The 26525-nt window shown below is 65.5% G+C and carries 19 protein-coding genes; 6 read left to right on the top strand and 13 right to left on the bottom strand.

All coding sequences use genetic code 11. The features are described from left to right. Positions 1 to 90: 90 nt before the first annotated feature. Both ACODS2_RS18125 and ACODS2_RS18120 read right to left on the bottom strand, forming a co-directional pair. Complete coding sequence (locus tag ACODS2_RS18125; protein ID WP_489000071.1) at positions 91 to 963, bottom strand: SMP-30/gluconolactonase/LRE family protein; 873 nt, start codon at positions 961 to 963, stop codon at positions 91 to 93. A 3-nt stretch (positions 964 to 966) separates the two neighbouring features. Further along, the gene (locus ACODS2_RS18120) at positions 967 to 2775 is read right to left on the bottom strand and encodes an IlvD/Edd family dehydratase (RefSeq protein ID WP_489000070.1); all 1809 of its coding nucleotides are present in this window, start codon (positions 2773 to 2775) and stop codon (positions 967 to 969) included. A 287-nt stretch (positions 2776 to 3062) separates the two neighbouring features. Here ACODS2_RS18120 and ACODS2_RS18115 point away from each other — a divergent pair, with 287 nt between their 5' ends. Continuing rightward, on the top strand, positions 3063 to 3992 hold the full coding sequence (locus ACODS2_RS18115) for a Gfo/Idh/MocA family protein (RefSeq protein WP_489000069.1): 930 nt from the start codon (positions 3063 to 3065) through the stop codon (positions 3990 to 3992). Positions 3993 to 3998: 6 nt separating this feature from the next. Here the strand turns inward: ACODS2_RS18115 and ACODS2_RS18110 are convergent, their stop codons facing one another. Further along, positions 3999 to 5951, bottom strand: coding sequence for a beta-galactosidase (locus ACODS2_RS18110; RefSeq protein WP_489000068.1), 1953 nt, complete (start codon positions 5949 to 5951; stop codon positions 3999 to 4001). Positions 5952 to 6072: 121 nt separating this feature from the next. On the opposite strand from ACODS2_RS18110, the gene ACODS2_RS18105 reads away from it, so the two are divergent. Further along, a complete protein-coding gene (locus ACODS2_RS18105) occupies positions 6073 to 8181 on the top strand; it encodes an alpha-galactosidase (RefSeq protein WP_489000067.1) in 2109 nt (702 codons plus the stop codon). On the opposite strand, the gene ACODS2_RS18100 is transcribed toward ACODS2_RS18105, so the two are convergent. Beyond that, the gene (locus tag ACODS2_RS18100) at positions 8178 to 8810 is read right to left on the bottom strand and encodes a 2-dehydro-3-deoxy-6-phosphogalactonate aldolase (protein WP_489000066.1); all 633 of its coding nucleotides are present in this window, start codon (positions 8808 to 8810) and stop codon (positions 8178 to 8180) included. The genes ACODS2_RS18105 and ACODS2_RS18100 overlap by 4 nt on opposite strands. Further along, entirely contained in the window at positions 8807 to 9727 is a 921-nt protein-coding gene (locus ACODS2_RS18095; RefSeq protein WP_489000065.1) for a 2-dehydro-3-deoxygalactonokinase, read from the bottom strand. The genes ACODS2_RS18100 and ACODS2_RS18095 overlap by 4 nt, the downstream gene beginning before the upstream one ends. Before the next feature lie 128 nt (positions 9728 to 9855). Between ACODS2_RS18095 and ACODS2_RS18090 the strand changes: the two genes are divergently transcribed. After that, positions 9856 to 10563: a FadR/GntR family transcriptional regulator gene (locus tag ACODS2_RS18090; RefSeq protein WP_298167042.1), complete on the top strand. Its 708-nt coding sequence runs from the start codon at positions 9856 to 9858 to the stop codon at positions 10561 to 10563. 18 nt (positions 10564 to 10581) lie between these two features. Here the strand turns inward: ACODS2_RS18090 and ACODS2_RS18085 are convergent, their stop codons facing one another. The 3 genes from ACODS2_RS18085 to ACODS2_RS18075 all read right to left on the bottom strand — a co-directional run bounded on the left by ACODS2_RS18085 (position 10582) and on the right by ACODS2_RS18075 (position 14567). Further along, the gene (locus tag ACODS2_RS18085) at positions 10582 to 12081 is read right to left on the bottom strand and encodes an SLC5 family protein (protein WP_489000064.1); all 1500 of its coding nucleotides are present in this window, start codon (positions 12079 to 12081) and stop codon (positions 10582 to 10584) included. Between the two features lie 189 nt (positions 12082 to 12270). Next, positions 12271 to 13020 (bottom strand): SapC family protein, encoded by a 750-nt coding sequence (locus ACODS2_RS18080; protein ID WP_489000063.1) that lies wholly within the window; start codon positions 13018 to 13020, stop codon positions 12271 to 12273. Beyond that, on the bottom strand, positions 13017 to 14567 hold the full coding sequence (locus ACODS2_RS18075; protein WP_489000062.1) for a tryptophan halogenase family protein: 1551 nt from the start codon (positions 14565 to 14567) through the stop codon (positions 13017 to 13019). The genes ACODS2_RS18080 and ACODS2_RS18075 overlap by 4 nt, the downstream gene beginning before the upstream one ends. 288 nt (positions 14568 to 14855) lie before the next feature. On the opposite strand from ACODS2_RS18075, the gene ACODS2_RS18070 reads away from it, so the two are divergent. Together ACODS2_RS18070 and ACODS2_RS18065 are read left to right on the top strand one after the other, a co-directional pair. Then, positions 14856 to 17618: a TonB-dependent receptor gene (locus ACODS2_RS18070; protein ID WP_489000061.1), complete on the top strand. Its 2763-nt coding sequence runs from the start codon at positions 14856 to 14858 to the stop codon at positions 17616 to 17618. A 107-nt stretch (positions 17619 to 17725) separates the two neighbouring features. Further along, a complete protein-coding gene (locus ACODS2_RS18065; protein WP_489000060.1) occupies positions 17726 to 19087 on the top strand; it encodes an alpha/beta hydrolase family protein in 1362 nt (453 codons plus the stop codon). Between the two features lie 9 nt (positions 19088 to 19096). Here the strand turns inward: ACODS2_RS18065 and ACODS2_RS18060 are convergent, their stop codons facing one another. From ACODS2_RS18060 to ACODS2_RS18050, 3 genes are all read right to left on the bottom strand, one after another. After that, positions 19097 to 19957 carry a PhzF family phenazine biosynthesis protein gene (locus tag ACODS2_RS18060; RefSeq protein WP_489000059.1) on the bottom strand — a complete coding sequence of 287 codons (861 nt, stop codon included), beginning with the start codon at positions 19955 to 19957 and terminating at the stop codon, positions 19097 to 19099. A 117-nt stretch (positions 19958 to 20074) separates the two neighbouring features. Further along, positions 20075 to 21208, bottom strand: coding sequence for a carbohydrate porin (locus ACODS2_RS18055; RefSeq protein WP_489000058.1), 1134 nt, complete (start codon positions 21206 to 21208; stop codon positions 20075 to 20077). A gap of 192 nt (positions 21209 to 21400) precedes the next feature. Continuing rightward, entirely contained in the window at positions 21401 to 21571 is a 171-nt protein-coding gene (locus ACODS2_RS18050) for a hypothetical protein (protein ID WP_489000057.1), read from the bottom strand. A gap of 193 nt (positions 21572 to 21764) precedes the next feature. On the opposite strand from ACODS2_RS18050, the gene katG reads away from it, so the two are divergent. Then, a complete protein-coding gene (gene katG, locus ACODS2_RS18045) occupies positions 21765 to 23999 on the top strand; it encodes a catalase/peroxidase HPI (RefSeq protein WP_489000056.1) in 2235 nt (744 codons plus the stop codon). A gap of 57 nt (positions 24000 to 24056) precedes the next feature. Here the strand turns inward: katG and acs are convergent, their stop codons facing one another. Further along, the gene (gene acs / locus ACODS2_RS18040; protein WP_489000055.1) at positions 24057 to 26012 is read right to left on the bottom strand and encodes an acetate--CoA ligase; all 1956 of its coding nucleotides are present in this window, start codon (positions 26010 to 26012) and stop codon (positions 24057 to 24059) included. Positions 26013 to 26087: 75 nt separating this feature from the next. Beyond that, a complete protein-coding gene (locus ACODS2_RS18035) occupies positions 26088 to 26435 on the bottom strand; it encodes a hypothetical protein (protein WP_489000054.1) in 348 nt (115 codons plus the stop codon). Positions 26436 to 26525: the final 90 nt, after the last annotated feature.

Below are 26525 nucleotides of genomic sequence, written 5' to 3'. Positions count from 1 at the left end.
AACAGCCCCGGTCCAAAAGGACGCGGGGCTTTTTGTTGTCTGCGGATGCCCGCACGGCACCCATCGCCGTGCAGGGCTGAAGGCTATGGGTTATCCGAGAAACTGATGGGGCAGAACACCGACAGCGCCCGCTTCGATCTCGAATAGCGTGCCGGCCAGCGGATCGTCCGGACGGCCGTCTCCCGCAGAGGTGACGAACATCCGCGAGAGATCGGCGCCGGCAAAGCAGACATTAGTGATCTGCGGCGTGGGCAGTGCGATCTCGCGGTCGAGTTGACCGTCGGGATGGAAGCGGGCGACCTTTGCGCCGTTGTAGAAGGCGATCCACAGACCCCCTTCGCGATCGCAGGTCATGCCATCCGGCGCACCCTTGCTGGTGTCGAACTGCAGGTGCGGTTCACGCGGGCCGAGGGTGCCGTCTGCCTGCAGGGCGAATTTCCAGACCTGCCCGATGCGGCTGTCGGTATGATACATCACCGTGCCATCGGGACTGAATGCCGGGCCGTTGGCAATGGTGATGCCATCGTCGTGCCGGGTGATCTCGCCCGAAGGATCGAGGCAATAGAGCGCGCCGCTGGCCGGCCAGTTGGTAGACGGCTGATCGGCAAATGGCATCGATCCGGCCCAGATCCGACCGCGCGCATCCGCCTTGGCGTCATTGAGGCGGTTGCCTGGTCGCTCGGGTTGCGGGTTGCCAATCAGCTCGAGCCGGAACGGTTCGAGATCAAGGTGATAGAAGCCCGATTGCAGGCCGACGACAAAGCCCCCCCTCGCGCGTTCGATGATCCAGCCGATTGCCTCGGGCATGTTCCAGTGGCTGATCCGCTTGTCCGCAAGGCTCATCCGCCACAGTTTGCGGCCAAGGATGTCGGTCCAGAACAATGCATTCTCGCGCGCGCTCCACAGGAGGCCCTCGCCGAGGACATCGCGGGTATCGCGCAGGATCGGGCGGACAGCTGTCATGGCTCAGTGACTGTCGCGCGGAAGGCCGCGGGTCTGGGCGATGCGCTGGTACTTGACCGCGGATTCGATCACAGCGCCGCCGGGGTACTGGCCGGTCATTTCGCGATGGAGTTCCTGCCAGGGCGTTTGCGCTGCAGGAACCTCGGTCTGGCCGGAGCCGCCAAGCGCTTCGCGGCGGCGCTGCAGTTCTTCATCCGGCACCAGCATTTCCGCAGTGCGGCGCTTGAGGTCGATGCGGATGCGGTCACCGGTCTGGAGCAGGGCAAGGCCGCCGCCCACAGCCGCTTCTGGCGCGGCATTGAGGATCGACGGGCTTCCCGAAGTGCCGGACTGGCGACCATCGCCGATGCAGGGGAGCGCGTCGATGCCGGCGCGGATCAGAGCTGCGGGCGCGCGCATGTTGACGACTTCGGCGCCGCCCGGATAGCCGATCGGGCCAACGCCGCGAATGACGAGCAGGCAGTGCTCGTCGATGCCGAGGGCGGGATCGTCGATGCGGGCGTGGTAGTCTTCGGGCCCCTCGAACACGATGGCCCGGCCTTCGAAGGCTTCGGGATCATCGGGGTTAGAGAGGTAGCGGGCACGAAACGAGTCCGAGATCACGCTGGCCTTCATCACTGCGGATTCGAAGAGGTTGCCGGTCAGGACCGTCAGACCCGCATTCGCGAGCATCGGCTCCGCCAGCGGCTTGATCACGCGGGCATCTTCGATCTGCGCGTCGGCGTAGTTTTCGGTGACCGTACGGCCATTGCAGGTGAGGGCGCTGCCATCAAGCAGGCCGCCGCGTAGCAGTTCACCCACGACGGCGGGTACGCCGCCTGCGCGGTAGTAGTCTTCGCCAAGGTACTCGCCCGCGGGCTGCAGGTTCACCAGCAGCGGGATGCCGGCGCCGTGGTCCTGCCAGTCGTCGAGCGAGAGTTCGACGCCCATGTGCCGTGCAATGGCGTTGAGATGGATCGGCGCATTGGTCGAACCGCCGATCGCGCTGTTGACGCGGATGGCATTGAGGAAGGCGGCCCGGGTCATGATGTCCGAAGGCTTGCGATCTGCGCGGACCATCTCGACGATGGCGAGGCCGCTTTCGTAGGCGGCTTGCTGGCGATCACGATAGGGCGCGGGGATCGCTGCCGAGCCGGGCAGCGACATGCCGAGGGCTTCGGTCAGCGAGTTCATCGTCGTCGCCGTGCCCATCGTGTTGCAATAGCCAGTCGATGGCGCGGAGGAGGCGATGAGTTCGATAAAGCCGCGATAGTCGATTTCGCCGGCAGCGAGCATTTCGCGCGCTTTCCAGACGATGGTCCCCGAACCGGTGCGCTCGCCCTTGAACCAGCCGTTGAGCATCGGGCCGACCGAAAGCGCGATGGCTGGAATGTTCACGGTGGCTGCAGCCATGAGGCAAGCCGGCGTGGTCTTGTCGCAGCCGATGGTGAGCACCGTGCCATCGATGGGGTAGCCGTAGAGCACTTCGACGAGGCTGAGGTAGGACAAGTTGCGATCAAGCGCCGCTGTCGGCCGCTTGCCGGTTTCCTGGATCGGATGGATCGGAAATTCGATGGGGATGCCGCCCGCATCGCGGATGCCATCGCGTACGCGTTCGGCAAGCACGAGGTGATGGCGGTTGCAGGGGGCAAGATCGCTGCCAGTCTGCGCGATGCCGATAATCGGGCGATCCGATTGCAGTTCGGCGACCGAGAGGCCGAAATTGAGATAGCGTTCGAGATAGAGCGCGGTCATATCCGGGTTGCCGGGATTATCGAACCAGGCGCGCGACCGCAGGCGAGGGGGAAGGGACTCTTTGTTCTGTTCTGTCATGCGAATTCTACCCCAAGTCATCACGCGCACCGCGCAAGTTTCGGCAGGCCATCGATGAGCCTTCGCCGAGCTAGCGCCAGGAATGCCACCTGCCGGCGACCCTGTTCATTGTCCCACACCACACGGCTGCCATCGGTTCCGGCAAGGGGCGGTCTGCTGCCGCCATCTGCCGGGATCGAGCCTCCACCGCTCCAGCAATGATGATGCATCATCATCGGCTGTGCGATAGCCAATTTTCGTCTTATAGCATATATATCTGATAAAATTATCCAGCCCGGAGTTCCCCAATGGCCCAACCCCTCAAACTGGCGCTCGTCGGTATCGGCAAGATCGCGCGCGACCAGCATCTGCCGGCAATTGCCGCCGAGGCGGGCTTCGAGCTGGCGGCAGCGGTGAGCCGCAACGGACGTGTCGAGGGCGTGCCGAACTTTACCGATATCGCGGCGCTGATTGAAAGCGGGCTGGCCATCGATGCGGTGTCGCTTTGCACACCGCCGGTGGGGCGGCACAGAATCGCGGCGGAGGCTCTGGCAGCGGGCCTGCATGTAATGCTGGAAAAGCCGCCGGGTGCGACTTTGGCGGAAGTGCATCAGTTGCGGGCCCAAGCGGCTGCTGCGGGGCGGAGCCTGTTCGCAACTTGGCACTCGCGCCATGCCGATGGTGTGGCAGCTGCGGCGGCGTGGCTGGCGGACAAGCAGATCGCGCGGGCCAGCATCGTCTGGCGCGAGGATATTCGCGTCTGGCATCCGGGGCAGGAATGGATCCTGGCGGCGGGTGGGCTCGGCGTGTTCGATCCGGGGATAAACGCGCTGTCGATTGTCACGGCAATCCTGCCCGGCCCTCTGCGTCTGGACGGAGCGCGGCTTGTTTTTCCGGCGGGGCGCGGGGCGCCGATCGCGGCGGCGCTGGACCTGGTGCATGATGAATCCGCGCCGGTGAGCGCGGATTTCGATTTCCGGCAGACGGGCCCGCAGAGCTGGGATATTACCATCGAGACCGACGCAGGCACCCTTATGCTGACCGAAGGCGGGGCGCGGCTCTGGATCGACGGGGTGGAGCAGGCTGCGCAAGGGATCGGCGAGTACCCTGCGCTTTACCGGCAGTTTGCGGAATTGGTTGCCGCCGGAGAAAGCGACTGCGATCTGCGTCCGCTGACACTGGTGGCCGATGCGTTCCTGCTCGGCGAACGGACCGAGACCGATCCGTTCGCCTTCTGAGCAGTTTCAGCCCGCACGCCAGATGGAAAGGTCGCGCGGGGCCACGGTGCGGCTGCCGAGCAGGAAGACCGCATGGTCCGGCGCGGGGGCTTCGGCTGCTTCGGCGCCGTAGTTGATCGCAAACGTGAGATCGCCGCGGCGGCGGATGCGCAGCATGCCGTCAAGCGGCGTGGTCTCGAGGCCTGCTTCGGTGGCCATTGCCTGCACGATGGCATCGAGCGCCGCGTCTTCGAGGAGGGTGGCGAGGTAGTGGACCTTGCCGTGGCGGACCATGGCGGGCGCGCCGTCCTCGTAGCGGCCGAGTACCTCGCAATTGCCGGCCTCTATCGTCTCGCGCCAGAGGCCGCTGGCGAAGGATGTGTTGCCGATGGTGATCGAACCCGGGCAATCGGGGCGTAGCGTTTCAACCGCCAGCACGCGGATGGGGACGAGCGGACGCAGACGACCGGGCGCAAGGCCTTCGGGGATAGTGACGTCGTGCGTCTTGGCGCCCGAGCGCGGGCCGATGAGGACAAGGCCGTTGGCGGCCTGCAGGCGCGCAGCGGCTTCAGCGGTCGGCAGGGCGAGCGCGGGGACGAGCACCATGGCGTAGCCGGAAAGGTCCGCGCCGGGTGCGACGAAATCGACATCAAGGCCGAGGCGGCGGGTTGCGCCGTACCACGCGGTCAGGATCTTCTGATAGTCGTAGCCGCGGCCCTGCTGCTCGATCTGGCCGAGCCAATCGGATTCGTGATCGATGATGATCGCGACGGGCGCCTTGGTCGGGGCGGGCAGATCGATCGCGCCGAGTTCTGCGGCGAGCTGTTCAACTTCGGGCCATGCCTCGGCCTCGGTGCAATCGGGGCGCAGCAGCCCTGCGTGCATCTGTTCCTGCGCATAGGGTGCCTGCCGCCATCGGAAGAAGCTGACGACCGCTGCGCCGTGCGCGAAGGCTTCCCACGACCATAGACGCACCATGCCGGGGGCGGGGCGGGGATTGTGATTGGCCCAGTTCACCGGCCCCGGCTGCTGCTCCATTACCCAGAATGGCCGTCCGGTGAGGCCGCGCGTCTGATCGAAAAGGATGGCCTGGAAATCGGGGTGGCCGGTGCGCATCAGCGGGGCGAAATCGGAAGCAGGGGCCTTCGCCAGCGCGAGATCCGCGCGGCCGAGAGGGTAGTTGTCATAGGCCGCGAAATCGAGATCGGCGGCGAGCGCGTGGTTGTCGACGCCGGTTTCGGGCATCGGGATGAAGTTGTGCGTCACCCAGCGGCCGGGCGAATGGGCGCGGATGATGGCGATCATTTCGGCATGGAAGCGCACCACCATGTCGGACGAATAGCGGCGCCAGGCCATGCGGTGGGCGGGGCTGGTTTCGGTGACCGCGCCGACGGGCATCTCGACCTCGTCAAAACTGCGGTATTCCATCGACCAGAAGACATTACCCCATGCGGCGTTGAGCGCGGCGATATCGCCATACTGCTCGCGGCACCAGATGCGGAAACCCTGCAGCGCCGCGGGTGAGGCGCTGATCGCAGTGTTGTGGCAGCACAGTTCGTTATCGGTCTGCCAGCCGGCAACATGGGGATTTTCGCCATAGCGCTCGGCCACGGCGGTGCTGATGCGCATCGCTTCACGGTGCCAGATGGGGCTGGAGAAATCGGTGTGGCGGCGCGAGCCGAAGCCGCGCGTGCGGCCGGTTTCGGGATCGACGGGGAGGATCTCGGGATAAAGGTCGATCAGCCACTTGGGCGGGGTGGCGGTGGGCGTGCACATGACGACCTTGAGGCCCGCCTTGCCCAGCGTTTCGATAGCCCGGTCCAGCCAGTCCCATTCGAACCGGCCGGGATCGGGCTCGATCCGGCTCCACGCAAACTCGGCGATGCGCACGTAAGTGAGGCCGAGTGCGGCCATCCGCTTTGCGTCCTCTTCCCACCACGCTTCGGGCCAGTGTTCGGGATAGTAGCAGACGCCAAGCATAGGGGGCCGATCCTTCGGTTTATTCAGAGTTTCAGAAATGAGTTGCAGGCCAACGCTGGTCAGCGGTAACCGGGCAAGATCATTTATCATACAAATGCCGTTTGGCTACCGAAAGCTCTCCATGACCGCATCCTTTTCCGCTGCTTATCGTCTCGATGGCGCGAACGTCACGTTGGTGGTGGAGGTTATCGCTGGCACGCCAGCGGTGCGGTACTGGGGGCCGCGGTTGCCGGATGATCTGGTGCTGGAAGAGCTTTCGGCTCTGGCGGCACGGGCGGAAGCCAATGCTTCGCCCGCCATCGAAGCGCCGCTCGCGCTGACGCCGCAGGCGGGGCAGGGCTTTCCCGGCAGGCCCGGCCTCGCCGCGCATCGCGGCGGTCTGAACTGGGCGAGCTATGCCGTGCTGGCCGATGTGGATCAAAGCGCGAAGCGGTTGGTCTTCACCAGCCGGGATGAAGCGCATGGCATCGAACTCGTCCACGAACTGCGGCTTCTGGGCGATGTGCTGGCTGCGACAACCGCGCTGATCAATCGCAACGCAGAGCCGCTGCAGGTCGATCATCTGGCGGCACCGGTCATCCCGCTACCCGGCTTTGTGCGCGAGATCATCGGGTTCGAGGGGCGCTGGTCAGGCGAGTTCCAGCTGCAGCGGCACCAACTTTCGATGGGCACCTGGCTGCGCGAGAATCGGCGTGGGCGCACCAGCCACGATGCTTTTCCGGGGCTGATTGCCACCGAGCGCGATACGAACGAGACGCGCGGGCTGGCCTATGGTTTTCATCTCGGATGGAGCGGCAACCACCGCCTTTCGGTCGAGTCACTGGCAGACGGGCGGCGTTCGGTGGCGATGGAGGCGCTTTATCTTCCCGGCGAGATCGTGCTGGGACCGGGCGCGGGCCTGGAAACGCCGACGATCTACGCGACCGTATCGGATGCCGGTCTGGGGGCGGTTTCGCGCCAGTTCCATACATATCTGCGCGCCCGGCACGAGCATCGGCGCCTGCGCGCAAAGCCGCGACCGGTGCATTACAACAGCTGGGAAGCGGTCTATTTCGACCACGATACCGCGAAGCTGATGGCGCTGGCAGAGCGCGCGGCGGCAGTGGGGGTGGAGCGCTTCGTGCTTGATGACGGCTGGTTCGGCAGCCGCCGCAGCGACCGCGCCGGGCTGGGGGACTGGCAGGTCAGCCGTGACGTCTATCCGCAAGGGCTGGGACCGCTGATCGAGAAAGTCCGCTCGCTCGGCATGGAATTCGGCCTGTGGGTCGAGCCTGAAATGGTCAATCCGGACAGCGACCTGTTCCGCGCGCATCCCGAATGGGTGCTGGGGACGCCGCCTGCTCCGCAGATCCCGTTCCGCCATCAGCTGGTCCTCGATTTCGGGCGGGCGGAGGTGCGCGAGCGGATGTTCCGCGATGTGGCGGCTTTGCTGGAGGAATATCCGATCGCCTACCTCAAGTGGGATATGAACCGCGATCTCAGCCAGCCGGGCGGTGCGGACGGGCGCCCGGGGGCTACGGCGCATGTCGTGGGGCTTTACGAGGTGCTTGACCGGCTGCGGGCGGAGTTCCCGGCGGTGGAGATCGAGAGCTGCGCATCAGGCGGTGGGCGCGCGGACTTTGGCGTGCTGGCGCGGACCGACCGGGTGTGGACGAGCGATTCCAACGATGCGCTCGACCGGCTTTCGATCCAGCGCGGCTTTTCGCATTTCTTCCCGGCCGAGCTGATGGGCGCGCATGTCGGGCCGACGCGCTGCCACATCACCGGGCGGCAGCTTTCGATGCCGCTGCGGGTGGCAACCGCGCTGTTTGGCCATATGGGCATCGAGGCGGACCTTGGCGAGCTCGATGCGCAGGAAACCGCCGATCTTGCCGCCGGGGTGGCGCTGCACAAGGCGCACCGCGCGCTGATTCATTCGGGCGCGCTGCACCGGATCGACGCGGCAGAAGGCGTGAATGCCTTTGCAATCGTGGCTGAGGACGGCAGCGAGGCGCTCGTTTCCTACACAATGGTAGAAGAGCAGCGCGGCTATTTCGCCGAGCCGTTGCGGCTGGCGGGGCTTGATCCGGCGGCGGATTATGAACTGAAAGTCGTCTGGCCGCCGCGCCTCAAGGCGGAATGGCCGCTGAGGGACGGCGGGCGGTTTCGCGGCGCGGCGCTGATGCAGGCCGGGTTTCAGCCGCCGCGCCTGCATCCCGGCACAGCGCTGATCTTCCATCTGAAGCGCTAGAGTGCCTTGTAGGCGGCGATAAAGGCGGCGGCGCGTCCGGCCAATTCCTCGGGGGTAACGCCGGGGCTGTAGAGCGCGGAGCCGATGCCAAATCCAGCGGCTCCCGCGGCGTGCCAGGGGGCCAGGTTCGTGGGCGAATTCCCGCCGACAGGGAGAACGGCCGTGCCAGCGGGCAGCACGGTGCGGATCGCCTTGAGCACGGCGGGGCTGGCGGCTTCGGCGGGGAACAGCTTGAGCGCGCGCGCGCCGGCTTCGAGCGCGGCGAAGGCTTCGCTCGGCGTCTGGAAGCCGGGCACGGGGATGAGCCCGCGCGCGGCGGCGGCGGAAATCACGGACGTGTTGGTGTTGGGCGAGACGATCAGCGTGCCGCCCGCCTCCGCCACGGCCTCGACCGCAGCGACATCGAGCACCGTCCCGGCGCCGACCAGCGCGCGGCCTGCGAGGCGCTTCGCCAGCCGCGCGATGCTTTCGAGCGGGCGCGGGGAATTCAATGGCACTTCGATCAGCGTGAAGCCCGCGTCGGCCAGCACGTCACCGACGTCATCTGCCGTTTCGGGGGTGAGCCCGCGCAGGATGGCGACAAGCGGCATCGCGGCGAATGCGGTGTCGAAGGATTGGGCAGTGTTCATTGCAGCAGGCTCCAGATCTGGGTGATCCCGGCGAGGAAGGCGGCGTGGCTATCGACCAGCCGGGCCTTGCAGCCGAGTTCATCGAGCGCGGCGAGGTAGAGGCCACCCAGTGCGGGGGAGGCGAGGACGTCCACCCCGTCGGCACGGGCGGGGGCGAAATCGTTGGCGAGACGGGCGTCGCAATCGCTGCCGATGAGCAGACCGCTGACATACGAGGCCTGATCCTCGCGGGCGCGCTTGCCGAGCACCATGGCGGCGCGGGCGCCGAACAGGCGGGCAAGGAGATCGCCGCCGCGTGCGGCCTGCACGCCTTCTCGGAATGCGGCGCCATCGCGCACTTCGCCGTCGAGCCCATCGGCGAGCAGACCGCCGCGACCAAGCTGGGCGAAGATCTCGCCGGTCATCGCGGTGGTGAAATCGACCAGATTGCCGCCTTGCAGCCGGGCCCATTTGGCGTGGGTGCCTGGCTGGCACAGCCATGCATCGGCGGCAACGAGACCGGCGGCGGCAGCACCGAGGAGTTGGACTTCCTCCCCGCGCATGATGTCGGCCCGGCCATCGCCATCGGCGCCGCGCGAGACGCCGGGGACAATGGCGGTGCGACCAGGTTCCACCCAGTGAACTTTGGCCGCAATTTCCGCAAGGCTGGCGGGCGCGGCGACGTAACCTGCGTCGATCCAGCCGCGATTTGAGCCGACCATCCCCGCGCAGAGCATTGGCAAATCACCCCAGCGCGCGCGCATGGCGGCGGCTTCGGCGGCAAAGCCGCTGCCGCCCATTGCGAGGATTCCTCGGTCATCCTGCGCGGTTTCCAGGGCGGTTCCATCCGCCGCGAGCACGAAGACGCGGCGATTGGTCGAGCCCCAATCGACCGCAAGGGTGGCAGCTTGCAAGGTCCGTTCCGGTTCCATGTTCATCTAATTATCATATCTATCTGACTTTGATATCAGGAGGAATTGAATTATGCGCTCCAGTTGCGTAATCCTTACCCCGCTTGGTGAACAGGAAAGTCAGCGCCATCACGACCGACACCTTCCCCTCTGAAATGCGCACCAGCCTTGGCCGGAACCTGACGTACGGCATGCTCGACGTGATCGGCCGCGCTATCGTCATTGGCGAGTACGACAATGTCGCTTTTCCGACCGAAGCCGAACTGGCCCGCAAGCATGGTGTAAGCCGCGCGGTGACGCGCGAAGCGGTCAAGATGCTGACGGCCAAGGGCCTGCTCAGCGCCCGGCCGCGACAGGGGACGATTGTCCAACCGCAGTCCTCGTGGAACCTGTTTGACAGCGATGTTCTGCACTGGCTGCTGGAGCGCAAGTTTTCGGTCGAGTTGCTGCGCCATTTCAACCAGCTGCGCGTTGCGATCGAGCCTGAGGCAGCGGCGCTGGCGGCAATGCAGGCCACCGATGCGGAGCGCGCGGCGATCGGGGCGGGGCTTGCCCGGATGGTTGCGGCGGAAGCCGGAGCTGACAACACGCTGGCCGCCGATATTGCCTTTCACGTTGCCGTGCTCGAAGGTTCGCGCAACCCGTTCTACAAGCAATTCCGCGACATGGTGGCGAGCGCGCTGGCCACCTCGATCCATTTCACCAACCGGATCAAGGGCCGCTCGGCCAGCATCGAGGATCACCGTGCGGTCTATGATGCGATCCTCAAGCGTGACAGCGATGGCGCGCGCTGCGCCATGCGCCGGCTGATCGGCGATGTGCTTATCCTGATCGGCGAGGCCGAAGTCACCGCCAAATCCTGAGCTGCGGGCCGCGCCGGATCAGATGTTGGTAGCGTCCGGCGCCCCCGCATTGTTGCGCTGCCAGAAGCGGACGAGGCTCGCCCGGTTGCCGAAGATGAACCGGTTCACCGCCAGCGAGAATGCGATCGAGGACCACAGCGTCACGAACATCAGGTGGATGTAGTGCAGGCCGAACGGCGCGTGGACGAACGTGAAGTACGCATAGAGCGCAATGCCGAACACGACCGCGCCGATGGCCGCGCGGGCATCGACATCGCGGAACAGCAGGCCGACGATGAAGGCCGAGAGGATCGGCATCGAGAACAGGCCGTTCAGTTGCTGCAAGAGGTTAATGATGCTGACGGCGTTCGCGTAGACCGGGATCAGCACCACCGCGATCAGGATCATGACCGCCGAAGCCGCAATGTTGAGCGTGCGCACGCTGGCCTTCGGGTTCACGTACTTCTGGTGGATGTCGCAGATGTAGAGCGCGGCCGAGGAATTGAGGATCGCCACGAAGTGGGTGGCGACACTGGTGACGAGGATCGCGGCGAAAGTGCCCGCGAGCCAGCCCGGAAGAATATTGCCGACGAGCTTGCCGAAGGCGGCATCGTGGACATTGCCGTAGAGTTTGTAGGCGACGATGCCGGGCAGCACGACGATAGCCGGCACGATCATCAGCCGGATCGCTGCGGCGGCCAGCACGCCCTTCTGGGCCTCGCGCACCGAAGGAGAGGCCATGGCGCGCTGGGTGATCGCCTGGTTGGTCGACCAGTAGAAGATCTGGATGAACAGCATGCCGGTCAGCAGCGTGTGCCAGGGAATGGGCGAATTGCTATCGCCGATAAGTGTCAGTCGCTCCGCCGGAATGCCGGAGAAATCGAAGCCGATGGCCTGCAATGACAGGAACACGAGCAGCAGGCAGATAAACAGCAGGCTTGCCCCGCTGAAGGTTTCGGAAATGGCGACGGCACGCAGACCGCCGAGCACGCCGTAGCCCGCGCCGAGCGCCGCGATGCAGAAGCCGACCATGACCAGCGGCAAATCGATCCCGAACACGCTGCGCAGGAACAGCGCGCCGGTATAGAGCGCGCTAGGCATCGAGATGAACAGGTTGCCGAAGAGGAACAGCGTCGAGATCATCGTGCGGATGCGATCGTCGTTGTAGCGGCGCTCGAGCAACTCGGTCGTCGTGACGCACTGGTAGCGGTAGTAGATCGGCACAAACACGAAGGCGAGGATGAGCAAGCCGAACACGGCCGCGAGTTCCCACCAGGCGAGGAGCAGCATCTGGTTGCCGTTGGCGCCGACGAGCTGCTCGGTGCCGAGATTGGTGATGGTGATCGAACCGGCGACATAGACCCAGGTGAGGCTGCCGCCGGCGAGGAAGAATTCGCGGTCCTCGTTGTCGCTATGGGCGTGGCCGACGCGGGTGCGCCACCAGGTGAGGCTGCCGACGAGCACGATGACCAGCGCAAACGCGAGCAGCTGCGCGCTGCTGCCGATGGAAACCGGCACGACCGGGGCGGCGGCGCTCATGCCCGATGCTCCGGATGTGCGCCGAAAGGCACCAGCGCAAATGCATTGAAGGTCGCTACGGGTGATCGTCCTGCCATGGCATCTCTCGCTGTGCGGCTGGTCTCATGACCTATTGTCGCATTTATAATATCACAGGCTGCTACGCGCACGACGCGGCAAGAGCAAGTGCGTGTGTGGCGGGTGGCCGCATCACAGATGGAGTTGCACCGCGCTGCGCGTGATCAGGCGCTCGCCCCGCGCATTGTGGAGCTGTTCGAGCCGGCCAAGCTGGCCGAGGCTGTGCATGACGGCGTAGATCGCGCCGAGGTGACCATCGCGGTGGAGCGCCAGCAGCGCCGCGCCATCCAGCGTTTCCAGCGCGAGCGGATCGATGGTGTAGGCACTGGCGATGTCCTGCTGGTGCTGGTCCGCGTGGTGGAGCGTGATCGTCATCGGAGTGATCAGGCGCGCCGCAGTGATGGCATTGACGAACCGCGCAGTTGCCTCGGCATCGGCAAGCATGTCGTCCAGCAGCTTGCGGCGGCTGGTGAGAAAGCCGGTTTCGGTGCCATCCGCATCGAACAGGGCATGGCCAGGTGTGCGGCCGATGAGGCTGCTGGCTTCGTCAAGGCAGACCGCCAGCGCGCCGCCGTCCGCTGCGCCGAGGTAGAACGGCAGGCGCAGGACGTTGAGCGGCAGGTAGGTCGCCGCCCAGTTCTCGCCGATCACGAAGAGATTGCGGTTCGCCTCGAAGCCCAGCAGGGCGACGAGCCGGAAGCCGCCGGTGGTGCCGTCCTTGATCAGCACGACCGGATAGTCGCAGACCGCGAGCGGGATTTCGCTGAAGCCGAGGGGGACGTGGCCGAGCCCTGCGGCGGCCGCAAGATCGGTGCCGATGCCGATGGTGAGCTGGCCGTGGCGCTCGGGGCGCACGGCGGCGAGGCTGGCCGGGCCGCTCATACCGCCTGGAATCCGTGGACGCGCACCGCATCGAGCAGCGCGCGGTGCGAGGGCAGTGCGGCGAGCGCCTGTTCCTGCTGGCGCTGGGTCGCCATGAAGCAGCGCTGGGCGAGTGCAGCTTCGGCGGTAACCTGGCTGCCTTCGGCGAGATTGCATTCGAAGCCCATGCCATGGAGCACGTACTGGTAGCTCGGCCACGAGAACACTTCGGGCTGGTGCGGGAAATCCTGCGGGCCGGGCGGCAGATGCCGCCAGAGTTCCAGCTGTTCGCGCAGCCGTTCGGGTACTGTGGCCGGATCGCGATTGTCGCGCCAGAAGGCGGTGTCCTCGCGCTTTGTCAGCACGTAGTGCAGCTTGAGGAAATCGATGATCCGCGCCCAGTGATGCTCGAACGCGGCGTTGAACTGGCGGGCCAGCGGGGCCATCACCGCGCGGCTCTGTGGCAGGCGATCGACGATGAAATCGACCGCGGTCTCGATCAGCATCAGCGCGGAGGCTTCGAGCGGTTCGAGGAAGCCGTTGGCGAGGCCGACCGCGACGCAGTTCTTTTCCCAGAAGCGCTGGCGGTGGCCCGACTTGATCGGAATGCGCCGCGTATTGAGGCCATCGGCGATGGGGCCGAGATAGGCGCGCAGGGTGGCTTCCGCCTCGTCGTGGCTGGTGTGGCGGCTGGAGTAGACATAGCCGGTGCCGCGCCGGGTGGGCAGGCCGATATCCCAGATCCAGCCGGCGGCCTGCGCTGTCGAATTGGTCTGGCTGGCGACGGGATCGTCCTCGTGCTCGTAGGGCACCTGCAAGGCAACCGCGTGATCGGCGAGCAGCACATCGCTGCATTCGACGAAGGGTACGCCATAGGTCTGGCCGATCAGCAAGGCGGCGAAACCGGTGCAATCGACGAAGAAATCGCCCGCGATCAGGCCCGTCGCCTTTGCTTCTACGCCGGTGACGAAACCGGCTTCGTCGAGCTTCACGCCGGTCACGTCATCAATGATGTGGCGCACGCCGAGCTTTTCGATGCAATGCTTCTTGAGCAGCGCGGCAAACTTCACCGCATCGAGGTGGTAGGCGTAGTTGGCGAGGCCGACATATTCGGCGGTGCTGATCGATTTGGGCGCAAGGCCCGCATCACACAATGCCGACTGGAAATCGACCGCATGGGCGAAATCGGTGCCCGCGCCGTCCTGCCGGCGCAGCCAGTGGGCCGAAAGATTGATCTGCGTGGCGGCCTGCGGCGGATTGAGCGGGTGATAATAGCTGTCACCCGGCTCACCCGTGACCCAGCCGGTGAAGCGCGCGCCCTGCTTGAAGGCGGCATCGCACGAACGGAAGAATTCGGTTTCCGAGATGCCGATCTTGCGCAGCGTATTGCGCATGGTGGGCCAGGTGCCTTCACCTACCCCAATCGTGCCGATGGTGACGGATTCGACGAGGGTGACCGAGACCCCGTTCTCGCCTTCCGGGCGGTGTGCTGCGGCAATGCGGGCAGCAGCGATCCAACCGGCCGAGCCGCCGCCCACGATCACCACTTGCCGAACCCTGTCGTTCATGTCCTGCTCCCTGCGCCCTTATTGCCGCTGCCTTGCTGGGCTTGGCAAGGCTTGTCCAAAGGGTACTCGCCGCATCGCCGGGTGCAGCAATTTCGCACCAGTCGAGCATCAATGCGATGGCCCAAAAAACTTTCATTTGATTTATCTGATAAAACATATCAGTCAAACCCCCAACGGCGTGGGCAACCCGCGTCGAAGCACTTGGCACGTCTGACCGGACACGGTTGACGGCAACAAGGGGAGAGCCAGATTATGTCAAAATTCAATAGTTTATCTGCTATGTCGCGTATGCGTGCGCAAGCTCTTGCCTGCTGCAGCGCGCTGGCGATTGTCGGCGGCGCAGCCCCCGCATTCGCGCAGGAAACGCCCGCCGGCGCGTCTTCGGAGCCCGAAGCGATCATCGTCACCGGCATCCGCAGCAGCTTGCGCAGCGCCGCCAGCATCAAGAAGAACTCGCTCAGCATCGTCGATGCGATCAGCTCGGAAGACCTCGGTAAGTTCCCCGATACCAACGTGGCGGAATCGCTGCAGCGCATTCCCGGCGTGGCGATCGATCGCAGCAACGGTGAAGGCCGCTTCGTCACGGTTCGCGGTTTCGGCCCGGCGTTCAACACGGTGCTGGTCAACGGCCGCACCTTCGCCAGCGACAACCAGGGCCGCGAGTTCAGCTTCGACCTGCTGGCAGCCGAACTGATCAGCGGCGCCGAAGTCTACAAGAGCTCGCAGGCGCGCTTGCAGGATGGCGGCATCGGCGCGACGCTCAACGTCAAGACGCCGCGCCCGCTCGATCTGGGCGGCTTCAAGGCGGTCGTTTCGGCCAAGGGCCAGTACGAGCGCAACAGCGACAAGGTGACGCCGCAGGCGTTCGGCCTGATCAGCGACACGTTCGCTGATGGCAAGCTGGGCCTGCTGGCTTCGGTTTCGTACCAGAAGCGCGATGCCCAGACCCGCTACACGCAGAACCGCGGCTATATCCCCGGCACCACGGTCGGCCCGGCTGCGAACCCGCTGTTCACCAACGTGTTTGCCCCGCGCAACCAGGATGTGGGCCAGGACGACCAGTCGCGCGAGCGCATCGGGTTTACCGCCACCGGCCAGTACCGCCCGAACGACCAGCTGACCTTCACGGTCGACGGCCTCTACAACCAGTTCAACGTCGATTCGCGCGTCCAGGCACTCGGCAGCTGGTTCGAGCCTTCGAGCTACACGGCAGCCGCCATCGATTCGAACCGCACGATCACCTCGCTGACGACGAACGGCAACGCCGACCTTATCCAGACGTCGAACAACCGCTTTGTGAAGACCTACGCGCTGGGCGGCAATGTCGAATGGAAGCCCAACAGCCAGTTGACCGTGAAGGCCGACGTTTCGTGGTCGCGCGCCAAGGATGCGGCCGGCGGACGCAACTACTTCACCGTGATCGGCGTCCCCAGCACCTACAGCTTCAAGGAAGCGACCGGCAACGGCTTCCCCTCGACGGTGGGCTATACGGCAGACCTGACCAACGCGGCGCTGGGCCGTTCGCACATCGCGCTGCGCCAGGGCAACACCGAGGCCGAGCGCGTGCTTGAGTACAAGCTCGATACCGAGTGGAAGTCTGACGGCGGTGTGCTCGATGCAGTCCGCTTCGGCCTCATCAACACCAACCGCAGCAAGAACAGCCAGTCGATCGCGAGCGATCCCAACACGCTGTGCCTCTATTGCGGCTACAACGAGCCCGCTTCGGCTGCGCTTCTCAGCCCTCTCACGCTGCGCGCGCCGGGCGGATCGGGCAGCGTGCCGACGAAGATCCTCGGCTATGATGCCAATGCCTACTTCAAGTTCCTCGAAAGCCCCGCGCAGGCGGCGGCGCGCGATCAGGCACGCGGTCTTGCTCCCGGAACCACGGCTGCGCAGCTGGCGGCAACCAACGGCTTTGCCGCTGCCGTCCAGCCGAACTCGTTCGCGGTTTCGGAGAAGGTCTTCGCCGGTTACCTCGAGACCGATCTCAAGGGCGACCTCGGCGCGTTGCCTTGGGTGGTCAACATCGGCGCGCGCTATGTGCACACCGAGCTGATCGCGAGCGGCCGCCAGCTGGCGCTGACCGACCTGCTTTCGGTGCCGAACGATCCGACGATCTATCAGGCCGTGTTCGCCAACGGCGGCGCGCCGGTCGCGACAGCGAAGCGGTCGAGCTACGACTACTTCCTGCCGAACATCAACGTGAAGGTGAACCTGTCGGACAAGGTGATCGCGCGCTTCTCCGCGTCGCGCACGCTTACCCGCCCGCAGATCCGCGACCTCGCGCCGCGCACCAACTTCGACGTGACGCGTCCGGCCAGCCTCGATGCCAGCGGCGGCAATCCCGACCTCAAGCCCTACACGTCGAACAACTTCGACATCTCGTTGGAGTGGTACCCGACGTCGACCACGACGCTTTCGGTGGCCGGCTACTACAAGAGCATCGATGACTTCATCGTGCAGACCCGTTCGGCCGAAAACTTCGCCATTGCCAATGCCAGCAATCTGCCGGTGGGCGGCGGGATCACGGGTCCGAACACCGCGACGTTCAACGTGCGTCGTCCGCGCAACGCCGAGAACGCAACGGTGCGCGGTGTCGAGCTCAACGTCGTGCACACGTTCGACTACTTGCCCGCGCCGCTTGACGGCCTCGGCTTGGCGGCCAACGCAACGTTCGTGGACAGCAGCGCTGCCTTCGACGTGACCAGCACGACGACCTCGTTCGCGCTCGAAGGCCTCGGCAACAGCTACAACCTGACCGGCTTCTACGAAAAGGACGGCTTTGCTGCCCGCGTCGCCTACAACCGTCGCGGCCGGTTCCTCGAATACCTCGTCACCCCCGGCCAGGGCGGTGACCCGGTGTTCCGCCGTCCGTTCAGCCAGGTCGACGTGCGCGTGAGCTACGACATCAAGAAGTTCGCGCAGATCTTTGCTGAGGGGACGAACGTCACCAATGCGAAGAACATCACCACTGGCCGCTTCGACAATCAGGTGCTCGACTATGTCGATACCGGTGCGCGCTATGCCGCCGGCGTCCGCCTGAACTTCTGATCGTCCACCCCCTCCGGACGTGAAGGCGCACCCATGCAGATTTTCTGCGTGGGTGCGTTTTCGTTTGGGGCCATCCTTCCTGCCATGAAGAATCGGATATGCGCGCGATGAAGAAACTCCGCCGCTTGCTTGCCTCTGGCCTGCTGCTGGCCACGGCGGCACAGCCTGCCGTCCATGCGCAAGCGCTGCCTTCGGTCCCGCCGACGCGGCAGTCCTATGCGGTGCCGCCGCCCGATGCGCCGGAACTGGCGGCGCTGGGCACCTTTGCGATCGGTACGCAGACGCTGACTGTGGAGGCGCCGGGCAGCGTGGTGCTTTCGGCCACTGGCCTTGCCCGCACCACGCGCACGATCAAGGCGCGGATCTGGTATCCCGCCGAGGTGGCCGCGGGCACCGCGCGCGCATCGTTCACGCATGTACTGCCAAAGCCCGATGGCACTGGCGGCCAGTTCAGCATTCCCAGCCTGGCAGCCGATGGTGCGGCACCGATCAAGGGAAAGCGTTTCCCGCTGGTGGTCGTCTCGCACGGCTACAACGGCTGGGACACCTTCATGACCTGGCTCACCGAAAACCTTGCCAGCAAAGGCTATATCGTCGTCGCGATCGATCATGCCGATCAGCGGGTGGTGAACCCGGCTGAGTTCCCGGTCTCGTTCGGCAATGTTCTGGTTCACCGCGCGCGGGATATCCGCTTCGTGATCGATGACCTGACACGGCGCGCCAGCAAGCCGGGCGATGCGCTGGGGCAGGCCATCGATGCGGGGCAGATCGGCCTCGTCGGCTATTCGATGGGCGGGTTCGGCGTGCTCGGCGCTGCCGGGCTTGATTATGCGCCGACCAGCCCGGTGCTCGCCCAGTTGCCGCCGCTCGCGCGGGACCAACTGCTCGAAAGCCAGACGGCGGGCAAACCGCTCGCCGCGCGGATCAAGGCCGTGGTGGCGCTCGCCCCGTTCGGCGGGAGCCCCACAGTGCGGGTGTGGTCAGAGGCCGCGCTCGCAGCCTTTGCAAAGCCGGTGCTGATGATCGACGGCGATCATGACGACATCGTCGATGCGGCGAACGGCGTCAGCTGGATATTCGACCACATGGCGAGCAACCAGCGCCATTTCCTGCTCTACCAGAACGCCCGGCACAACGTGGGCGGCAATCCGCCTCCGCCTGAGGCCGATGCGGATTTCTCGACCCGCGAATACTTCGCCGAGCCTGTGTGGCGCACCGAGCGGATCAACGCGATCAACCAGCACTTCATCACCGCGTTCCTCGATCTCCACCTCAAGGGTGATGCCGCGAAGCAAGCCTATCTCGATGTGACGCCGCCACAGGCGGGGGACGGGCAATGGCCGCTGGCACCGTTCCAGAACGTGGGCGGCAAGCCCGCATCGGCGGACCAGCCGGGCTTCTGGCGCGGCTTCCAGCGGCGCTGGGCGCTGGGGCTGGAAATGCGGCAGGGCAAGCCCGCCGCGCGCTGACAGGGTTGATCAGGCGGGGAAGGCCACTTCCCCCGTCATGCCTGAAAACAGCGTCGCCGTGGCACCGCCGACCCAGATCGGCCCACCGGCTTCGTGTTCGATGCGGATGCGGCCCGAGCGGCCGAGGCGGGTGCCTTGCGTGGCAGTGTAGGGTGCGGAGACGTGGCCGGCGCGGAGCATCCATTCGGCGGCGGAGGCATTGAGGCTGCCGGTGACCGGATCCTCGATCAGCCCCCCATAGGGATCGCTGAAGATCGCGCGCACTTCATAGGCGAAGGGACTGCCGGCGGGATGCAGGCCGACCAGGCCGATATCGATGCGCGAGGCGTGCGAACGCGCCGGTTCGACTGCGATGACCGACGCCGCATCCTTGAGCTGGATGCCGAGCCAGCCGGGGCCGTTGTCGATCCACTCGGCAGCGACGACATCGTCCGGTGCGATCCCGAGAACACCGCAGGCCTCCGCCAGCTTGTCTGCATCGACGGCGCCCGCGCGCAGCAGCGGCGGCGCCGCAAAGGCAAGGCCATCGGCGCCTCGGCGCACATCGATGAGGCCCGCGCCGCATTCCTGCACGACCTTGCCGCCATGGCGCGGCGTGCCGCCGAGCGCGAGCCATGCATGGGCCGAGCCGAGCGTGGGGTGGCCGGCGAAGGGCAGTTCGCGGTCCAGCGTGAAGATGCGCACACGGTAATCCGCTGCGTCGGTGGTCGGCGGCAGGAGGAAGGCGGTTTCCGACAAGTTGAGCCAGCGCGTGACGGCCTGAAGTTCTGCGGTATCCCGATCGGCATCGAGCGCGATCACGGCCAGCGGATTGCCCGAGAACGGGGTTTCACCGAAAACGTCGACGAGCTGGAACGGGTACTGCGGCATGATTCTGACAACCTCCGCACCGGGGATGGCGCTGGGCTGACGTTCAGCGCCGCATGGCCCTGTTTGCAAGAATGAAAAGCCATCGCGCAGAGGAGTATCGCTATCTGCGCTGCGGCCTCAGCTTTCCGGGATCGCCATGCTGAAGCGCAGGCCGAACACGAGCGAGCTGCGGGCAGTCTGATCCCAGCCCGGATGGATCACGTATTGCAGATCGGGCTGGATATTGAGCCAGGGGGCGAGCGGGCGCTGCGCAGTGAGTTCCAACACGGTTTCGGCGCGGCGCGCTCGGTTTGGTGCAAACAGGGTCTGCCGTGCGGCTTCGCCGAGACGGGCGTGGGCGGCTGCAAGGCCGAGGCGCCAATTGCCGAGAATGGCGACCGCACCGCCGCCGACATAGGTCGCCACCGGATTGGCGCGGGAATCAGCGATGCCAAGGCGGATCCACGCGCTGAGTTTGCGCGTCACCGCGCCCTCCAACATGCCGTAAACCCCGCGCGACATGGCGGGCGGCCGGGCGGGATCGAGCGCATCGAAGCGCGTTGTATACTGCCAGCCACCGGCTTGCAGCAGCCAGGTGCCGACCGGCAGGCGCGTCTCGGCGATGAGGAGAGCGCCGGTCGTGCCCGGAAAGCGCAGCGCAGCCTTGCGCGGATCGTTGCGGGAACCGGCGAGCGCATCGAACAAGCCAAGCGCGAGCGCCTTGCGGCCATGCTGCAGCCGCACGACCAGCGCCGAACTGGTCATGGGGAAGATCGATGGCCCGGCGAGGCCGCTTTGCGAGATATCGGGGCCGATGCCGAACGCACTGTTGACGAAGAGCGCGCCGGTGTTCTGGATATCGAATTCGGCATTGAGATCGATGAGACCGGCCTTGGCGGAGAGGTAGGGGTTGGGTTTCCACTGCGCCCAAGCTTCGTAGACGTGGGGAAGGGTGTCGGCCTCAAGGCTGCTCACCGTCTGGTATGCGCCGATGCGGTGGCCCGAGAAATCGGGGCCGTGAACCGCGATCAGATCGAGATGCGCGGACAGCGCATCAAGCCCGATGACAGGGCCTTTGAAATCGACCCAGGCATCGGCGCGGCCGACGAAGTCGGTGCCACGATCGGCACTGTGCGCGGCGGCGGAGAGCAGATCGGCGGTGTAGGACGCGCCGAATTCCACCGCCGATTGTGCCGCAGCCGGGGCAGGCGCAGCAAGGCAGGGCGCAGCAAGTGCGAGTGCGGCAAGGGCAAGGCGGGTGGATCGGCGCATCGCCATGCGGGATAGGACCGATGCGGATAAGATCGTCCTTCGCGGGGATCAGGGAAAGGACGCAGCATGATTGCAGCATTCGCGAAGGGTTTGGCATCAGGCCCACTTTGGGCGCGCGGCATTATTTCGTGCGCAAAGTCTGGCCGGGGCGCAATTTCCTGATGACTCTGCTTATCCTATGCGGTAAATCCCCTAGCACATAACAAGTCGTTCACCCGGCGCGACCTTGGGAGAGGATGCGTAAAATTGCACCGCGCCGGGTGTCCAGATTTGTTTTTCCCCTGAAATCGCCGATCCGTCCGCTGCCTGCACGGTGCGCGTTTCCATGCGTTTTGTTGCTGGATGATCGAGAAGGTCGATCATTGTAAGCGGACAAATGCACTGGCCGCTGGAGGGGGCTTTGCGCCAGAAGATGAGGGCACGGCGGCCTCCCCGCGGCCCCGGGCAATCCGATCCTGAAACCCGAGCGGTATCCGGCAGGGATGCGCGCGCCTATCCGCCTTGCGGGCGGCTGCGCGCCCGTGTCCGGCTTCCGCCAAAAGAGAGGACCTTACCTATGCGCGCTTCGCTTACGACCCTCGCCATTGCGCTGCTTGCCGCAATGCCGGTGGCCGGGCACGCCGCCGATGCGGCCATGACGCCGCCATCTGCAGCCACCGCCGAAAAACCGACCACCAACAAGGACTGGTGGCCCGACCAGCTTGATCTGACGCCGCTGCGCCAGAACGAGAATACGCTCGCGAGCCCTTATGGTTCTGATTTCAACTACACCAAGGCCTTCCTCAGCCTCGATCTCAAGGCGGTGAAGGCGGATATCGCCAAGGTCCTGACGACCTCGCAGCCGTGGTGGCCTGCGGACTATGGCAACTACGGCCCGTTCTTCATCCGCATGGCCTGGCACAGCACCGGCACTTATCGCACGATGGACGGGCGCGGCGGCGGCGCGGGCGGTGAACAGCGCTTCGAGCCGCTGAATTCGTGGCCGGACAACGCCAACCTCGACAAGGCGCGGCGGCTGCTGTGGCCGATCAAGCAGAAGTATGGCCGCAAGCTCTCGTGGGGCGACCTGATGGTCCTCACCGGCAATGTCTCGCTCGAACAGATGGGCTTCAAGACGCTGGGCTTCGGCGGCGGCCGCGCGGATACGTGGCAGCCGGATGCGGTTTATTGGGGCACAGAGAAGAAGTGGCTGGAAGCCAATGGCGACCGCTGGAACGAGAAGCGCCAGCTCAAGGGCCCGCTCGCGGCAGTGCAGATGGGGCTGATCTATGTGAACCCCGAAGGCCCGAACGCGAACGGCGATCCGATCTCGGCGGCACATGATATCCGCCAGTCGTTCGGCCGCATGGCGATGAACGACGAGGAAATCGTCGCGCTGATCGCGGGCGGGCACACCTTCGGCAAGGCGCATGGTGCGCATGCCGCAACGTGCGTTGGTGCGGCGCCTGCAGGTGCCGGGATCGAAGCGCAGGGCACAGGCTGGAAGAACAGCTGCGGGACCGGCGTGGGCAAGGATTCGGTGACGAGCGGCCTCGAAGGCGCTTGGTCGGCGAGCCCAGTGCAGTGGACGAGCCAGTACCTCGACAACCTGTTCGCGTTCGAATGGGTCAAGGTGAAGAGCCCGGCGGGCGCAACGCAGTGGCAGCCGGCGAACGCGGCGGACGTGCAGATCGTGCCGGACGCGCACGAGGCGGGCAAGACCCACGCGCCGATCATGTTCACCACCGACATGGCGATCAAGCAGGACCCGGCGTTCCGCGCCATCGCGCTGCGTTTCAAGGACAAGCCCGAGCTTTATGCCGATGCCTTCGCCCGCGCGTGGTTCAAGCTGACCCACCGCGATATGGGGCCGAAGACGCACTATATCGGCATGGATGTGCCGGCACAGACCTTCACCTGGCAGGACCCGCTGCCGGCTGATGGCCACCCGCTGATCGGCGCGGCGGAAATCGCGATGCTCAAGAGCAAGGTTCTGGGCGCAGGCGTGACCCCGGCGCAACTGGTGCGCACGGCGTGGGCTTCGGCCTCCACGTGGCGCGGATCGGACCTTCGCGGCGGCGCCAATGGTGCGCGCATCCGCCTTGCGCCGCAGAAGGACTGGGCGGTGAACGATCCGGCGGAACTAGCCAAGGTGCTTGCCGCGCTGGAAAAGATGCGGGCGGACTACAACCGCACCGCGCCCGGTGGCCGCACCGTCAGCATGGCGGATCTGATCGTGCTGGCAGGCAATGCCGCAGTCGAGCAGGCGGCGGGCAAGGCCGGTGTTGCGCTTGAGCTGCCGTTCACGCCGGGCCGGGTCGATGCCACGCAGGAGCAGACCGATCCTGCCGCCTTTGCGCCGATGGAGCCGAAGTCTGACGGCTTCCGCAATTTCCAGAGCGCAGATGCGTGGCAGTCTCCGGCTGAGGCGCTGGTCGACAAGGCCAGCCTGCTGGGGCTGACCGTGCCGGAAATGACCGTGCTAATAGGCGGGCTGCGCGTGCTCGATGCCAATGCAGGCGGTTCGAACGCGGGCGAGTTTACGGGCCGTCTCGGCACGCTCTCGAACGATTTCTTCGTCAACCTGCTGAGCATGGACACCGTGTGGAGCAAGGCGGGCACTGCCTATGAAGGCCGCGACCGGACGAGCGGCGCGCTGAAGTGGACCGCGACGCCGGTGGACCTGATCTTCGGTTCGAACTCCGAACTGCGCGCGGTGGCCGAAGCCTATGCCAGCGAAGATGCGCGCGAGCAGTTCGTGCGTGATTTCGCCAAGGCCTGGACCAAGGTGATAAATGCCGACCGTTCGTAAGTTTGTGATGTGAAGGAAAGGGCCGGGGCGCAGGCAGCGCCTCGGCCCTTTCTTGTTTCAGGCGTTCGGGCGGTTGGCGAGGAGGTTGTCCACCACCGACGGGTCCGCCAGCGTCGAGGTATCGCCAAGATTGCCGACGTCGTTCTCGCCGATCTTGCGCAAGATTCGGCGCATGATCTTGCCGGAGCGGGTCTTGGGCAGGCCGGGGGCGAACTGGATCACATCGGGCGTCGCGATGGGGCCGATTTCGTGGCGGACCCACTGGACCAGCTCCTTGCGCAGCGCCTCATCCGGCTCGACATCGGCGTTGGTCGTGACGAAGGCGTAGATGCCCTGGCCCTTGATCTCGTGCGGCATGCCGACCACGGCTGCCTCGGCCACCTTGGGGTGCGCCACCAGCGCGCTTTCGATTTCGGCGGTGCCCATGCGGTGGCCCGAGACGTTGATCACGTCATCGATGCGGCCAGTGATCCAGTAGTAGCCATCCTCGTCGCGGCGGCAGCCGTCGCCGGTGAAGTAGTATCCCGGGAAGGTGGTGAAGTAGGTCTGGAAGAAGCGCTCGTGATCACCCCAGACGGTGCGCATCTGGCCGGGCCAGCTCTGCTCGATGACGAGGCAGCCGTCCGCTGCGCCTTCGAGAAGCTGCCCCTCGCTGGTAAGGAGCGCAGGTTTGACGCCGAAGAACGGACGGCTGGCCGATCCGGGCTTCAAGGCCGTGGCGCCGGGCAGCGGGGTGATCATCGCGCCGCCGGTTTCGGTCTGCCACCAGGTGTCGACGATCGGGCAGCGGCCTTCGCCGACGACCTTGTGATACCACTCCCACGCCTCGGGATTGATCGGCTCGCCCACCGAGCCCAGGAGGCGCAGGGACTGGCGGCTGGTCTTCTTCACCCACTCGTCGCCTTCGCGCATCAGGGCGCGCAGCGCGGTGGGGGCGCCGTAGAAAATCTCGACGCCGAACTTGTCGACCACCTGCCAGAAGCGGCTGGGGTCGGGGAAATTGGGCACGCCTTCGAACATCACGGTCGTCGCGCCGTTGAGGAGGGGGCCGTAGACGACGTAGCTGTGGCCGGTGACCCAGCCCACGTCGGCCGCGCACCAGTAGATCTGGACAGAACCATCAGACTTGGGCCGATAATCGAAGACGTACTCGTGCGTCATCGAGGCCCAGACCGAGTAGCCGCCGGTGGTGTGCAGCACGCCCTTGGGCTTGCCGGTCGAGCCCGAGGTATAGAGGATGAACAGCGGGTCTTCGGCGCTCATTTCTTCGGGCGGGCAGTCCACGGATTGCTGCGCGGCGGCGCTAGCCCAGTCCACATCGCGGCCTTCGACCACTGGCACATCGGCGCCGGTGTGCTTGAGGACGATCACGGTATCGACGCCGGGGCAATGCCCCAGCGCTTCGTCGACATTGGCCTTGAGCGGCACGCGCTTGCCACCGCGCAGGCCTTCGTCCGCCGTGATGACAAGGCGGCTGTCGCAATCGCTGATGCGGCCGGCGAGGGCATCGGGCGAGAAGCCCGCGAAGACGATCGAGTGGATCGCCCCGATCCGCGCGCAGGCGAGCATGGCGACGGCGGCTTCGGGGACCATCGGCAGGTAGATGGTGACGCGCGATCCGCGCACGACGCCGCGGGATTTGAGCAGATTGGCGAAGCGGCAGACGCTCTCGTGCAGTTCGCGGTAGGTGATGCGGCGGTCGGGGGTGTCCGGCGAATCCGGCTCCCACAGAATGGCGATCTGATCGCCGCGCTCCGCGAGGTGACGATCGAGGCAATTGGCGGCGAGGTTGAGCGTGCCGTCCTCGAACCACTTGATGCCGAAATCAGCCTCGTGAAAGCTGGTGGTGCTGACCGTGGTGAAGGGCTTGATCCAGTCGAGCCGCTTGGCTTCCTCGCGCCAGAACTCTTCAGGATTGTCCAGCGAGCGCGCGTACATCTCGGCGTAGCGCACCTCGTCGATAAGGGCGCTCTTGGACCAATTCTCGGGGACCGGGTAAATGGCCTGGCTCATGGGGGGCGTCCTCTCGCAGCGTGTTTGATTTTGGCCGCTATAAGACGGATTGGGCCGCGTTTGCCAAGCCTTGAATCAGGCTTTTGGCGTCGCTCTCCATGCGAGCAGGAAGCCGAGGCCGAGCAGCAGGTCGATCGTGGCAAAGCCGGCATCGAGGGGGCCGACGCGCTGTTGGGCGAAGAGCAGCACTGTGGGCACCCCGAAGACGAGCTTCTCGAACACTGATGCGGCCATCAGCGGACGATAGCGGACCGGGTCTGAAGCGATGATCCAAAAGATTGCCTGGAAAACGAGCGCGAGGCCTATGAAGCCGAGGTAGATATGCGGCTGTTCAGCCGGCCACGGCCCGAGATAGGCAGGCAAAAGGACAACCGCGCCGTAGATGGCGGCGGTGCGGTAGAAGCGGGAAATCCAGTTTGGCATAGGGCGCCACCCTAATTCGTGATTACCCCTCCGTCAGCCCTGCGGGCTGCCACCTCCCCATTTGTGCTTCGCAAAAATGGGGAGGATCCT

The organism is Novosphingobium sp. FG137 (genome assembly GCF_057809735.1).
The sequence above is the reverse complement of the archived record's forward strand: the minus strand, read 5'-3'. Positions and strand labels throughout refer to the sequence as shown.

Bases quoted from the DNA above. Each gene is read 5' to 3' on its own strand.
- ACODS2_RS18035 (WP_489000054.1), bottom strand. From the start codon at position 26,435: ATGCCAAACTGGATTTCCCGCTTCTACCGCACCGCCGCCATCTACGGC.
- ACODS2_RS18100 (WP_489000066.1), bottom strand. From the start codon at position 8,810: ATGAACACTGCCCAATCCTTCGACACCGCATTCGCCGCGATGCCGCTT.
- acs (WP_489000055.1), bottom strand. From the start codon at position 26,012: ATGAGCCAGGCCATTTACCCGGTCCCCGAGAATTGGTCCAAGAGCGCC.
- katG (WP_489000056.1), top strand. From the start codon at position 21,765: ATGCGCGCTTCGCTTACGACCCTCGCCATTGCGCTGCTTGCCGCAATG.
- ACODS2_RS18060 (WP_489000059.1), bottom strand. From the start codon at position 19,957: ATGCCGCAGTACCCGTTCCAGCTCGTCGACGTTTTCGGTGAAACCCCG.
- ACODS2_RS18075 (WP_489000062.1), bottom strand. From the start codon at position 14,567: ATGAACGACAGGGTTCGGCAAGTGGTGATCGTGGGCGGCGGCTCGGCC.
- ACODS2_RS18090 (WP_298167042.1), top strand. From the start codon at position 9,856: ATGCGCACCAGCCTTGGCCGGAACCTGACGTACGGCATGCTCGACGTG.
- ACODS2_RS18085 (WP_489000064.1), bottom strand. From the start codon at position 12,081: ATGAGCGCCGCCGCCCCGGTCGTGCCGGTTTCCATCGGCAGCAGCGCG.
- ACODS2_RS18080 (WP_489000063.1), bottom strand. From the start codon at position 13,020: ATGAGCGGCCCGGCCAGCCTCGCCGCCGTGCGCCCCGAGCGCCACGGC.
- ACODS2_RS18120 (WP_489000070.1), bottom strand. From the start codon at position 2,775: ATGACAGAACAGAACAAAGAGTCCCTTCCCCCTCGCCTGCGGTCGCGC.
- ACODS2_RS18105 (WP_489000067.1), top strand. From the start codon at position 6,073: ATGACCGCATCCTTTTCCGCTGCTTATCGTCTCGATGGCGCGAACGTC.
- ACODS2_RS18050 (WP_489000057.1), bottom strand. From the start codon at position 21,571: ATGATCGACCTTCTCGATCATCCAGCAACAAAACGCATGGAAACGCGC.
- ACODS2_RS18115 (WP_489000069.1), top strand. From the start codon at position 3,063: ATGGCCCAACCCCTCAAACTGGCGCTCGTCGGTATCGGCAAGATCGCG.
- ACODS2_RS18125 (WP_489000071.1), bottom strand. From the start codon at position 963: ATGACAGCTGTCCGCCCGATCCTGCGCGATACCCGCGATGTCCTCGGC.
- ACODS2_RS18110 (WP_489000068.1), bottom strand. From the start codon at position 5,951: ATGCTTGGCGTCTGCTACTATCCCGAACACTGGCCCGAAGCGTGGTGG.
- ACODS2_RS18065 (WP_489000060.1), top strand. From the start codon at position 17,726: ATGAAGAAACTCCGCCGCTTGCTTGCCTCTGGCCTGCTGCTGGCCACG.
- ACODS2_RS18055 (WP_489000058.1), bottom strand. From the start codon at position 21,208: ATGCGCCGATCCACCCGCCTTGCCCTTGCCGCACTCGCACTTGCTGCG.
- ACODS2_RS18070 (WP_489000061.1), top strand. From the start codon at position 14,856: ATGCGTGCGCAAGCTCTTGCCTGCTGCAGCGCGCTGGCGATTGTCGGC.
- ACODS2_RS18095 (WP_489000065.1), bottom strand. From the start codon at position 9,727: ATGAACATGGAACCGGAACGGACCTTGCAAGCTGCCACCCTTGCGGTC.